This window comes from Rhodoglobus sp. G.S.4 (assembly GCF_056619605.1).
This window is the reverse complement of record NZ_CM152748.1, coordinates 1,484,078-1,496,696: the sequence shown is the minus strand read 5'-3', so window position 1 is coordinate 1,496,696 and position 12,619 is coordinate 1,484,078. Positions and strand designations below refer to the sequence as shown.

The following is a 12,619-nucleotide window of genomic DNA, read 5'->3' as shown; positions in this document are numbered from 1 at the left end:
TCAGGGATGAGTTCTTCATCCCCCCGCCGCAGCACGGCAGCCGATGCGCTGTCCGTCACTATTCGCGATCTCTCGCGAAGGTTTGGCGAGCGCCGTGTTCTCAACAACATCGATCTCGACATCAGCGCCGGAGATATTGTTGCCCTCATCGGGCCCTCTGGCTGCGGCAAGTCAACGCTGTTGCGCCATATCGGTGGATTGGATTCACCAACCGGTGGCGCAATCAGCATCGGCGGTGCACCCGTTACCGGTCTTGACGCGCGTTCGGCAATTGCTTTTCAAGAGCCTCGTTTGCTTCCGTGGCGTTCGATCAAACGAAATGTCGAGGTCGGGCTTCCTCGCGGCAAGCGTACGAGCGACGATAGCGATCGGGTCGCTGACCTCCTCGAGCTTGTCAAACTGTCTGAATCTGCACAGCTTCGCCCGCGGGAAATCTCGGGGGGAATGGCGCAGCGAGTTTCTCTCGCGCGAGCTCTCGCCCGCCGGCCAGGCGTGCTCCTTCTCGACGAACCTTTCGGAGCGCTCGACGCGCTAACGAGGCTCTCGATGCAAGATCTGCTTCTCGAGCTTCATTCTGCTGAACCCGCCACTATCGTCATCGTCACTCACGATGTTGATGAAGCGCTCTACTTAGCGGATCGCGTCATTTTGCTTGGTGCGGTCGGTAGTGACACCGCACACGAGGGCTCGAGTATCAGGGCCACTGTCACTGTCCCCGGTGTGCGCCCTCGAGATCGCGGCAGCGGAGATCTTGCCGAACTTCGGGCCGAACTACTTGAAGGCCTCGGGGTTCCCACCCACCATCTCAGTTCCCACTAATCCCCGCTTCTTTACTCACCCACGAAGGAAATCATGTCTCGCCGTTCACTTTTTTCTCCCCTTGCCGCTGGCGCAGTTGCGTTGACGCTTGGCCTTTCTGGCTGTGTTGCCGGTGAAGGTTCCGCACTGTCTCCGGAGGCTGCAAACAACGACGGTGGCTGGAGCAGTGACCACCTCGATGTTGACTTTGCTACCTACAACCCTCTGAGTCTCATCATCAAGGAAGAGGGCTGGCTTGAAGACACCCTGGGCGATGATGTCGAGGTGACCTGGATCCAGTCATCCGGTTCCGCAGCGGCGAACGATGCTCTCCGCGCCGGAGCTCTTGACATCGGTTCGACTGCTGGCTCAGCAGCACTGCTGGCGCGGGCTAATGGTTCACCGATCAAAACGGTTGATGTGTACTCGCAACCAAACTGGTCCGCTATTGTCGTTGCCGCGGATTCGCCTATTCAATCGGCTGAGGACCTGCGCGGTAAGAACATCGGAGCCAATGCGGGAACCGACCCCTATTTCTTCTTGCTTCAAACTCTCGCAGAATTCGGTATCGGCCTTGATGAAGTTACGATCACCCAGCTTCAACACGCTGACGGTAAGACGGCGTTGGAATCGGGTGCTGTGGATGCGTGGGCTGGTCTTGATCCGCTGATGAGTGCATCCGTCGTCAATGCGGGTTCGCGCATCGTCTATGACAATCCTGACTTCAACAGCTACGGGTTCTTGAATGCGACGGAAAGTTTTCTCGAGAAGTCCCCTGATCTCGCCCAACTCGTAGTGGATGCTTACGAGAAGGCTCGGCAGTGGGCCGCAGATAACCCCGATGATGCTGCAGCGGTTTTCGCTGATGTTGCGGGTATTGATCTTCCCATCGCCAACTCGGTGCTGCTGGAGCGCACCAACCTTGCCATCGATCCCGCGCCGGGCCAGAAGCAGCTCGATGTGCTGAACATAATCGGTCCAATTTTCGTGGATTCTGGTGCTGTTGCTGCGCAATCACAGATTGACGATGCACTCGCCTCACTCTTCGAGACCACATATGTCGATGCTGCGGATCCGAGCCGTGTCGCCGAGTAACGATTCAAGCGTGTTGGAGCGGCCCGACGTGAACCACGTCGAGGCCGTTCCGGCGATCTCTGCCGCAGCGCCACAGCGCCGACGTCGCTTGGTGCGCTCAATGATTCTGGGTGCGGTTGTTCCTGTTGCGTTAATCGTGCTGTGGCAAATCATTGCGACTTCCGGCGTGGTAGCGAGCTATCGACTGCCAACACCCCTCAGTGTCTGGATAGCGGGCGTAGATCTCTACGAGCGTGGAGTGCTCTATCAGCATGTTGCTATCTCGACGCAACGGGTGATCCTTGGCTTCGCGATGGGCTCAATTGTTGGTTTGGCATTGGCAGCCGTTGTCGGATTGTCCGCTCGCGTCTCTGATTTTTTTGCCCCGACGTTGGGGGCGCTCCGTGCAGTCCCGTCGCTGGCTTGGGTTCCGCTCCTCGGGCTCTACCTCGGTTACAACGAGGATTCCAAAGTTGTTTTGATTGCGATCGGCGCGTTCTTTCCTGTCTATACAACGGTCGCGTCCGCTCTCAGACATGTGGATGCTCACCTAGTGGAATTGGGTCGTAGCTACGGTTACTCCGGCCCGGCCCTCCTGAGTCTCGTTCAGCTGCCAGCGGTGGTGCCTGCAGTTATTTCTTCGCTGCGGCTTGCTCTGGCGCAGGCGTGGTTATTTCTGGTGGCGGGCGAGCTGCTAGGAGCGTCTTTGGGACTCGGTTATTTGCTGGTTGATTCACAGAACAATGGTCGGATTGATCGATTGTTCTTGACGATCATTCTGCTTGGTGTGCTTGGCAAGACCACCGACAGCCTTGTGGGCTTGCTTGAGCGTTTCCTTCTCAAGCGCTGGGGTTCATAAGTCTGTTGTGAGCACGCTATAGTCGGTGAAACAGATTTCCTTTAAATTCCGTCCAGAGAGGCGGGGAAGGAGGTCAGAATGCCTGTACGCACAGTGCTGCAGCATGCTGATATCACCCGAGCGTTGACTCGTATTTCCCACGAGATTCTTGAGTCCAATCGCGGTTCAGACGATCTCGTCATTCTCGGTATTCCTACCCGCGGTGTAACTCTCGCGAAGCGAATCTCGACGATCATCCACTCCGTCGACTCTGCGGTTATTCCCGCCGGTGCGCTCGACGTGACGATGTACCGCGACGACCTTGCTCAGAATCCCACTCGCGCAACTGGCCCGACAGACATCCCCGGTGGCGGTATCGACGGTAAGACGGTTGTGCTCGTTGACGACGTTCTCTACTCAGGCCGAACAATTCGCGCTGCTCTTGATGCGCTGGGTGACCTAGGGCGACCGAGAGCGGTCCGATTAGCTGTGCTTGTTGACCGTGGCCACCGTGAGTTCCCGATTCGCGCTGACTTCGTAGGGAAGAACCTTCCGAGCTCAATGGAAGAACGCATTAATGTGCGCCTGGAAGAAATCGACGGCACTGATGAGGTGACGATCGGATGAGGCACCTACTGACAACGCAGGGTCTGCAACGTGACGAAGCCATCGCGATTCTCGATGTTGCCGAAGACATGGCGGCTGTTGGCGAGCGTGAGGTCAAAAAGTTGCCTACTCTCCGCGGCAAGACCGTCATCAACCTGTTCTTCGAAGACTCCACTCGCACTCGTATCTCCTTCGAGGCGGCAGCGAAACGGCTCAGTGCCGATGTGATCAACTTCGCCGCCAAGGGCTCGAGCGTATCTAAGGGGGAGAACCTCAAAGACACCGCTCAGACTCTTGCCGCCATGGGGGCTGATGCTGTGGTCGTTCGTCATTGGGCATCTGGAGCGCCTAAAACACTCGCTGACAGCGGATGGATCGATGCCGGCATTGTCAATGCTGGCGACGGAACCCACGAGCATCCCACTCAAGCGTTGCTTGACGCGTTTACCATTCGGCGCCGACTTCATGGTGCGAACGCTCGCGGACGGGATCTCGACGGCGTCACCGTCACCATTGTTGGCGACATTGTGCATTCTCGGGTAGCCCGGTCGAACGTCTGGCTACTCACAACGCTCGGAGCGCACGTCACTCTCGTTGCCCCGGCCACGCTCTTGCCGGTGAACCTCAGCGGATGGCCTGTTGAAGTGTCCTATGACCTCGATCACGCGATTGCCCAGGGCCCAGATGTCATCATGATGTTGCGAGTTCAGGGTGAACGAATGGCTGCCGCATTCTTTCCTAATGCTCGCGAATATTCGAAGCAGTGGGGACTCAACGACGAACGAATGCGTGCACTTCCAGCCAGTAGCATGGTTATGCATCCTGGGCCGATGAACCGCGGTCTAGAAATCTCCGCTGCGGCGGCAGATTCGCCGCAGTCGACAGTGCTCGATCAGGTCAGAAATGGCGTCTCAGTGAGAATGTCGGTGCTGTATCACTTGCTGTCCGGAGCTGTAGAGCGATGAGTGAAGAACTAGCCTCTGTCACCGACGTCCGTGTAGTACCCCAGAGAAGAGGACTCTCTTGAGTATAAGAATTGTCAACGCAACTTTGCCTAGTGGCGAGCGCACCGACTTCACCATTGACCGGGGCGTTTTTACCGACGACAGCACTGCGGATCGCACCATTGATGCTTCGGGACTTCAAGCCTTGCCAGGTCTGGTTGACCTCCACACCCACCTTCGTGAACCTGGCTTTGAACAGAGCGAAACCGTCTTGTCAGGCACGCGGGCAGCGGCTATCGGCGGCTTTACCGCCGTCTTTGCTATGGCAAACACCATGCCGGTGCAAGACACTGCCGGAGTAGTAGAGCAAGTGCAGTCATTGGGCGATACCCACGGCTATGCCACAGTGCGCCCCATCGGCGCTGTCACCGAGGGCCTTGGCGGCACGACACTCTCTGAGATTGGTGCCATGGCGAACTCGCGTGCGGGTGTCCGGGTTTTTTCCGACGACGGCAAGTGCGTTCACAACGCGCTTCTCATGCGCCGAGCGCTTGAATATGTGAAGACGTTTGATGGAGTTGTTGCTCAGCACGCGCAAGAGCCGACTCTGACAGTGGATGCCCAAATGAACGAGGGCGCTGTATCGAGCGAGCTTGGTCTCGCCGGGTGGCCGGCGGTTGCCGAAGAGTCGATCATCGCTCGCGATGTACTGCTCGCTGAGCACGTCGGAGCACGGCTTCACATTTGTCACCTCTCAACGGCAGGTTCGGTTGACGTCATTCGGTGGGCGAAAGCCCGCGGCATTGCGGTAACGGCAGAAGTCACACCGCATCACCTTCTGCTGACAGACGAACTTGTGCGTGGCTACGACGCTCGATTCAAAGTGAATCCGCCGCTTCGCCGTGATGAGGATGTGCACGCGTTACGAGCGGCTCTCGCCGACGGAACCATCGACATTGTTGCTACCGATCATGCTCCGCATCCTCCCGAGGCAAAAGAGTGTTCGTGGGCAGAGGCAGCGTTTGGAATGGTCGGTCTCGAATCAGCGCTGAACGTTGTGCAAGAGGCCGTTGTCGATACCGGTCAGTTGACATGGGCAGATGTCGCGCGCGTACTCTCACAGGCGCCGGCACAGATCGGGCGTCTCGACGGCTATCAGGTTCCGTTTGCGCTCGGCTCGCCAGCGAACCTCGTGCTGATTGACCCGAGTGCACGATCGACGTTCAGTACCGAATCGTTGCGCGGCAAGAGCACGAACTCGCCGTATTTGGGGCGCACGCTTCCCGGCCGCGTGCTCACTACGATCCATAACGGGTATGAAACCGTGAGGGATGGCGAATTGGTTGATAGTGATGAAGTTGCTCGGAGCGCGCGACTTGCCACCGTGGAGGCCAACAATGTCTAAAGATGTGTCAACGCTGATCGTGGTCGCTTTCCTCGCGCTACTCCTGGGGCTGATGGTTGCCGGGTGGTTCGCGCGCAAGCGTCGCCAATCGCACATCAGCGTTCCCCAGCTGCCTCCAGCAGATTTGCCTGGCACGCACCCGAGCTTCACGGGAAAGTATGTGTCGACGACGCTCGGCGGAGATCAACTCAATCGTGTTGCCGTTCACACGCTGGGCTTCCGCGGCAACTGCAGCATCGAGGTGCACCCCCACGGCGTCGCGGTGTTCCGCACTGGCGAACGCGATGTGTGGATACCGCGCGCCGACGTGCGCGGCATTTCGCGGGCATCTTTGACGATCGACCGTGTCGTCGAGAACAACGGATTGCAGGTGATCGAGTGGACGCTCGATGGCACAGCAGTCGATAGTTATTTCCGAATGGATGACCCCGAGGCCTGTGAACAAGCCCTCGCCGGTGTCATCAGCAATGAGAGGCAGCCCCATGACCTTTGAAGCAGCAGTGCTCGTACTGGAAGATGGCACTCGCTATCTCGGACAGGCATACGGTGCCCGCGGCCAGCGTCTTGGCGAAGTCGTGTTCGCCACAGGGATGACCGGTTACCAAGAGACGATCACCGACCCGAGCTATGCCGGACAAATCGTCGTGATGACGGCGCCGCATATTGGCAACACCGGGGTTAACGACGAAGACCCTGAGTCCTCGCGCATCTGGGTATCGGGCTTTGTCGTTCGCGACGCTAGCCGCGTTGTTTCCAACTATCGCGCAAACGGTTCCCTCGATGACCAGCTCACCGAGCAGTCAATCGTGGGCATCAGCGGTGTCGATACTAGGGCGATCACCCGGCGCTTGCGTGATTCTGGGTCAATGCGCGGCGGAATCTTTTCCGGTGCTGACGCTGAGTTGAGTCACGAAGATCAGCTCGCCGCAGTGAACAGCACAGCGCAGATGACCGGCCGAAGCTTGTCATCCGAGGTGTCCACCGCTGAAAGCTATGTCGTCGACGCGATCGGCGACAGCATCGGGCGTCTCGCCGTGCTTGATCTCGGTGTGAAAACATCCACCCTGAGATTCTTGGCGGAGCGCGGCTTCGAAGTGCACGTGCTGCCACAGACGGTCACTTTCGATGAGCTGCTCGCCATCAACCCGGTCGCAGTCTTCTATTCGAATGGGCCCGGCGACCCTTCTGCATCGGATGATCATGTCGCCCTCCTCACCGACGTCCTCAAGAAGGGACTTCCGTTCTTCGGAATTTGCTTCGGAAACCAACTTTTGGGCCGAGCCCTCGGGTACGGAACCTACAAGTTGCCATTCGGTCACCGCGGAATCAACCAACCAGTTGTCGATGTGAACACACTCCGCACTGAGATCACTTCTCACAATCACGGCTTCGCGGTTGACGCCCCCGTCGGTGTGATCAGCCAGTCACCGGCCGGCTTCGGTCGCGTCGAAGTAAGCCACGTCAACCTCAATGACAACGTGGTCGAGGGCCTTCGAGCGCTCGACATCCCCGCCTTCTCAGTTCAGTACCACCCCGAGGCGGCCTCTGGCCCCCACGATGCCAACTATCTTTTCGACAGGTTCCGCGACCTTGTTCTCGAGAACGCAAAGGACAGCAAGTAATGCCCAAGAGACAAGACATTTCCTCGGTACTGGTCATCGGTTCCGGCCCGATCGTTATCGGTCAGGCAGCAGAGTTTGACTACTCGGGAACACAAGCCTGTCGAGTGTTGCGCGAGGAGGGCATCCGGGTCATCCTGGTCAACTCGAACCCCGCGACGATCATGACCGACCCCGATTTCGCCGATGCAACCTACATCGAGCCCATCACGTGGGAAGTCATCGAGTCGATCATCGCCAAGGAGCGTCCGGATGCTCTGCTCCCGACCCTCGGCGGCCAGACGGCGCTCAACGCGGCTATCGAGCTCGACGCTCACGGCATCCTCGAAAAGTACAACGTCGAGCTGATCGGCGCGAACCTCGAAGCGATCAACCGCGGAGAAGACCGCCAGATTTTCAAGCAGCTCGTGATCGACTGTGGGGCAGACGTCGCAAAGTCGTACATCGCTCGTACAGTTACGGAGGCGGTTGAGTTCGCCGAGGATCTTGGATATCCACTCGTGATCCGCCCCTCTTTCACGATGGGCGGTCTCGGTTCGGGGTTTGCGTACTCTCGCGAGGAACTGATCCGCATGGTCACCGACGGCTTGCACCAGAGTCCAACTACCGAGGTGCTGCTCGAGGAGAGCATCCTGGGCTGGAAAGAGTACGAGCTCGAGCTCATGCGCGACACGTCAGACAACACTGTTGTCGTGTGTTCGATTGAGAATGTTGACCCGGTCGGTGTTCACACCGGTGACTCGATCACAGTCGCGCCGGCGCTCACTTTGACAGACCGTGAGTACCAGAACCTTCGCAACATTGGCATCGACATCATCCGTGCTGTTGGGGTCGACACTGGTGGCTGCAACGTTCAGTTCGCTATCGATCCCGCGACTGGTCGTGTGATTGTCATCGAGATGAACCCACGGGTATCACGCTCGAGCGCACTCGCGTCGAAAGCAACCGGATTCCCGATCGCAAAGATCGCGGCCAAGCTCGCCATCGGCTACCGTCTCGACGAAATCCCAAACGACATCACCAAGGTCACCCCCGCAAGCTTCGAGCCGACCCTCGACTACGTCGTGGTCAAGGTTCCGCGGTTCGCGTTTGAGAAGTTCCCGGCGGCAGACACCCGCCTCACGACCACCATGAAATCGGTCGGTGAGGCCATGGCAATCGGTCGCAACTATTCGACGGCCCTGCAAAAAGCGCTTCGCTCACTAGAGAAGCGAGATTCAAGCTTCCACTGGAACGGTCAAGTGGGTGACAAGACGGAATTGCTTGCCCTGTCGGCCATCGCTACTGACGGTCGCATTGTTACGGTGCAGCAGGCCATGCGCGCCGGCGCCACGACCGAAGAGGTCTTCGATGCCACCAAAATCGACCCGTGGTTTATCGACCAGATCGCGCTAATCAACGAGGTCGCAATTGACATTGCCGAAGCAGAAAAGCTGACTGTTGCCCTGCTCACTCACGCCAAGAATCATGGGTTCAGCGACGTGCAGATTGCTGACCTTCGTGGTTCCACCGAGGCAGAAATTCGCGATCTTCGCTGGGGCCTGAACGTACGTCCCGTCTTCAAGACGGTCGATACCTGTGCCGGCGAGTTCCCCGCACTTACCCCGTACCACTACTCCAGCTACGACTCCGAGACTGAAGTTGCCCCGAGCGACAAGACGAAGGTCATCATTCTTGGTTCGGGACCGAACCGTATTGGCCAGGGTATTGAGTTCGACTACTCGTGTGTTCATGCCTCGTTCGCCCTCTCCGATGCGGGCTACGAGACCATCATGATCAACTGCAACCCCGAGACGGTCTCGACTGACTACGACACGAGTGACCGGCTCTACTTCGAGCCCCTCACCCTCGAAGATGTGCTCGAGATCATCCATGCAGAGAGCAAGAGTGGTGAACTCCTCGGAGTGATCGTGCAGCTCGGCGGCCAGACAGCTCTGGGTCTCGCTCAGGGACTCAAGGATGCAGGCATCCCGATCCTCGGAACGACACCAGAGGCGATTGACCTTGCCGAGGAGCGCGGGTTGTTCTCGGAGATTCTCGACAACGCTGGACTGCTCGCACCAAAGAACGGCACCGCCACTAACCAGTCCGAAGCGATTGAGATCGCAGAGCACATCGGGTTCCCGGTTCTCGTTCGTCCCTCGCACGTGCTTGGTGGGCGTGGCATGGAGATCATTTATGACTCCGAAGCTCTCGCCGACTACTTCGAACGGGTGCGCGACGTTGTGATCATCTCGCCGAGCTCACCGTTGCTCGTTGACCGCTTCCTCGATGACGCGATCGAGATCGACATCGACGCAATTTATGACGGTACTGAGCTTTACGTCGGCGGAATCATGGAGCACATCGAAGAAGCCGGTATTCACTCCGGCGATTCTGCATGCACCCTTCCGTCGGTCACTCTTGGCCGCGACGTGCTCAATCGCGTGCGCGAAGCAACACTCGCCATCGCTGAAGGCGTCGGCGTGCGCGGTCTGCTGAACGTGCAGTTTGCGATCGGTCAGGGCATCCTTTATGTGCTCGAAGCCAACCCTCGCGCGAGTCGTACCGTTCCCTTCGTATCGAAGGCACTCGGTATCCCGCTGGCGAAGGCTGCCGCTCTCGTGATGGCCGGTTCGAGCATCCGTTCGCTCGTCGATAGCGGCCTACTGCCGATTCTCGATGGCTCGCAAGTGCCATCGACGTCGCCGGTCTCGGTGAAAGAAGCAGTGTTGCCATTCCGCCGCTTCCGCACGGTTGAGGGTCAGGTTGTTGACTCCGTTCTTGGCCCAGAGATGCGCTCGACCGGTGAGGTCATGGGAATCGACTCCAACTTCCCGAAGGCCTTCGCCAAGAGCCAGGAGGCGGCTTATGGTGGATTACCCGACAGCGGATCGGTGTTCGTATCGGTTGCTGACCGTGACAAGCGAGCCGTCATCCTGCCGGTGCTGCGCCTCAGCCAGCTTGGCTTCACGATTCTCGCCACCGAAGGCACCGCCGAAATTCTCGCGCGCAACGGCATCGAGGCTCAAGTGGTGCGAAAATACTTCATGGGTCAAGAGGTTGACGCTGCGGAACCGTCGATCGTGGAGATGATCAACGAAGGCAAGGTGGATGTCGTCATCAACACGCCAAGCGGCCGCAGCGCGCGTGCCGATGGTTACGAAATCCGCACAGCGACGGTCGCCGCCGACAAACCGATCTTCACAACCATGGCCCAACTTGCGGCGGCGGTAGCTTCGTTTGAGGCCATCCGTGATGGCTTCGATGTTCGCTCTCTCCAGGATTACGCCCTCGATCGCGCTGCCGAGCTGGAGAAAGTTGCTAACAATGCCTAGCTTCGCGTCACGACTAGAGCAAACCTTCGAGGAATTCGGGGGAGTCTGCATGGGGGTTGACCCCCACCCGTTCTTGCTCGAGAGTTGGGGGCTTTCCGATGATGTGCACGGTGTTCGCGAATTTGCGCTTCGTGCGGTGGATGCTGCAGCAGGCAACGTAGGAATGATCAAACCACAGGTGGCATTTTTCGAGCGCTTTGGATCTGCCGGCTATGCGGTGCTCGAAGAGTCCTTCGCTTTGGCACGTTCGGCCGGAATGCTTGTCATCGCCGACGTCAAGCGTGGCGATCTCTCGTCTTCGGTAGAGGCGTATGGGCAAGCGTGGCTCACTCCGGGATCTCCTCTGGAAGCTGATGCAATGACGGCTGTCGCGTACCAGGGCGTTTCAGAACTTTCAGGACCGTTTGAGTTGGCACGCAACGCTGGCAAAGGGATTTTCGTACTTGCGGCGACATCGAACGCTTCAGCTTTGAGCATCCAATCTGCTCGCATTGTTGAGGGTGAGCATGAGGGCGCAACGGTTGCGGCCAGCGTTGTTCGAGATGTTCGTGCTCTCAACTCGGAGAGCGGGTTGGGCTCGTTTGGTGTTGTTGTTGGTGCAACGGTGAACGTCGCCGACTACGGCATGCGAGTTGAAGAGTTGATCGATGTGCCGGTACTGGCCCCGGGTTTTGGCGCTCAAGGAGCATTGGTTGAGCAAGCGCGAGAACTATACGGTCCAGCGGTCGTGAACACTATTGTCACGGTCTCGCGAAGCGTTCTCCAAGAGGGAGCGAGCCAGATTCCCTCCGAATTGCGTTCGTTACGCTCTCAACTTCGTGAGCAGGTGCGCTGATGGGACCTCGCCCGGAACCCCCAGCAGTCGATAGAGCTGCTGCATCGCGCGCGGCGATTGCTGCCCGCCGAGCTCGCGCATCGGTCAAACGGGAAGTTGCCGAGCGCGCACGAACCGCTCTGAGCGTTGCACGCACAGCGTGGTCAAGTCCAGATAGCCCTGAGGCTCGGTTGTTGGTTCGCGAGCTCTTGCTCAGTGTTCCCTCGTTGGGACCGACAAGGGTTGAATCAGTGATGGAAGATTTGGCTATTGCCGAGCGTAAGCGCGTCGGTGGTCTCGGTCCGAAACAGCGAGACCGACTCGCCGCGTACCTTTCCGATCGTCAAGGTCCGGAACCCACGCGTCTCGTCGTGCTCGCTGGTCCAACAGCCGTCGGCAAAGGTACTGTCTCGAGCTACATTCGGGAAAATCATCCCGACGTTTTGCTTAGCGTGTCTGCGACGACACGAAAGCCCCGCCCGGGAGAGGTTGACGGAGTTCATTACTACTTCGTTAGTGATGAACAGTTCGACGCCATGATCGCCGGTAATGAGCTTCTCGAGTGGGCAATCGTGCACAATTCCTACCGTTACGGCACGCCGCGTCCGCCAATCGATGCTGCTCTCGCTGCGGGAAAGCGTGTTCTCCTGGAGATTGATCTGCAAGGTGCGCGCTCCGTGCGTTCGGTCATGCCTGAGGCATTATTGGTCTTCCTTCTGCCTCCCACTTGGGAAGAATTGGTTCGCCGATTGATTGGCCGCGGCACCGAAGATGCGGCCGAACAGGCGCGCAGATTAGAGACCGCAAAGGTCGAGTTGGCGGCTCAAGAAGAGTTCGATGTGAAAGTCGTGAACACAGAAGTAAGCCAAGCGGCTCAAGAAGTCGTAGAATTGATGGATGCGCCCGCTGGCGCGACCACTTCCGACTCCAAGGAGCACCCCCATGGTTGACAAGAACTCGGGCATCATTGATCCCCCCATCGACGAACTGCTGTCGAAGGTTGACTCGAAGTACCAGCTGGTAATCTTCGCGTCCAAGCGTGCTCGCCAGATCAACGACTACTACGCAGACCTTCACGAAGGAAGCCTGTTCGACAACGTCGGACCCCTCGTTGACTCCACGATCGAAGACAAGCCTCTCTCGGTTGCTCTTCACGAGATCAACGAGAACAAGCTCGAACTCAAGCGCCTCAGCGGCGAATAGA

General features: G+C 58.3%; 12 protein-coding genes. All 12 read left to right on the top strand.

Annotated features, from left to right (window positions below; genetic code table 11):
• Positions 1 to 6: 6 nt before the first annotated feature.
• Positions 7 to 819 (top strand): ABC transporter ATP-binding protein, encoded by an 813-nt coding sequence (locus tag AC061P_RS07255; RefSeq protein WP_480390796.1) that lies wholly within the window; start codon positions 7 to 9, stop codon positions 817 to 819.
• Positions 820 to 852: 33 nt separating this feature from the next.
• Positions 853 to 1,893, top strand: coding sequence for an aliphatic sulfonate ABC transporter substrate-binding protein (locus tag AC061P_RS07250; RefSeq protein ID WP_480390795.1), 1,041 nt, complete (start codon positions 853 to 855; stop codon positions 1,891 to 1,893).
• Positions 1,856 to 2,731 carry an ABC transporter permease gene (locus AC061P_RS07245; protein WP_449646729.1) on the top strand — a complete coding sequence of 292 codons (876 nt, stop codon included), beginning with the start codon at positions 1,856 to 1,858 and terminating at the stop codon, positions 2,729 to 2,731. Before AC061P_RS07250 ends, AC061P_RS07245 begins: the two co-directional genes overlap by 38 nt.
• A gap of 78 nt (positions 2,732 to 2,809) precedes the next feature.
• Positions 2,810 to 3,337: a bifunctional pyr operon transcriptional regulator/uracil phosphoribosyltransferase PyrR gene (gene pyrR, locus AC061P_RS07240; RefSeq protein ID WP_449646728.1), complete on the top strand. Its 528-nt coding sequence runs from the start codon at positions 2,810 to 2,812 to the stop codon at positions 3,335 to 3,337.
• Positions 3,334 to 4,281, top strand: coding sequence for an aspartate carbamoyltransferase catalytic subunit (locus AC061P_RS07235; protein ID WP_480390794.1), 948 nt, complete (start codon positions 3,334 to 3,336; stop codon positions 4,279 to 4,281). Before pyrR ends, AC061P_RS07235 begins: the two co-directional genes overlap by 4 nt.
• Before the next feature lie 58 nt (positions 4,282 to 4,339).
• Positions 4,340 to 5,665, top strand: a complete 1,326-nt coding sequence (locus AC061P_RS07230) for a dihydroorotase (protein ID WP_449646726.1) — start codon at positions 4,340 to 4,342, stop codon at positions 5,663 to 5,665.
• The gene (locus AC061P_RS07225; protein WP_449646725.1) at positions 5,658 to 6,158 is read left to right on the top strand and encodes a PH-like domain-containing protein; all 501 of its coding nucleotides are present in this window, start codon (positions 5,658 to 5,660) and stop codon (positions 6,156 to 6,158) included. The genes AC061P_RS07230 and AC061P_RS07225 overlap by 8 nt, the downstream gene beginning before the upstream one ends.
• Positions 6,148 to 7,287, top strand: a complete 1,140-nt coding sequence (carA, locus tag AC061P_RS07220; protein ID WP_449646724.1) for a glutamine-hydrolyzing carbamoyl-phosphate synthase small subunit — start codon at positions 6,148 to 6,150, stop codon at positions 7,285 to 7,287. Before AC061P_RS07225 ends, carA begins: the two co-directional genes overlap by 11 nt.
• Positions 7,287 to 10,601: a carbamoyl-phosphate synthase large subunit gene (gene carB, locus AC061P_RS07215; protein ID WP_480390793.1), complete on the top strand. Its 3,315-nt coding sequence runs from the start codon at positions 7,287 to 7,289 to the stop codon at positions 10,599 to 10,601. The genes carA and carB overlap by 1 nt, the downstream gene beginning before the upstream one ends.
• Entirely contained in the window at positions 10,594 to 11,436 is an 843-nt protein-coding gene (pyrF, locus tag AC061P_RS07210) for an orotidine-5'-phosphate decarboxylase (RefSeq protein WP_449646722.1), read from the top strand. Before carB ends, pyrF begins: the two co-directional genes overlap by 8 nt.
• Positions 11,436 to 12,365, top strand: coding sequence for a guanylate kinase (gmk, locus tag AC061P_RS07205; protein ID WP_480390792.1), 930 nt, complete (start codon positions 11,436 to 11,438; stop codon positions 12,363 to 12,365). Before pyrF ends, gmk begins: the two co-directional genes overlap by 1 nt.
• Positions 12,358 to 12,618 carry a DNA-directed RNA polymerase subunit omega gene (gene rpoZ / locus AC061P_RS07200; RefSeq protein WP_009772249.1) on the top strand — a complete coding sequence of 87 codons (261 nt, stop codon included), beginning with the start codon at positions 12,358 to 12,360 and terminating at the stop codon, positions 12,616 to 12,618. The genes gmk and rpoZ overlap by 8 nt, the downstream gene beginning before the upstream one ends.
• Position 12,619 lies beyond the last annotated feature (1 nt).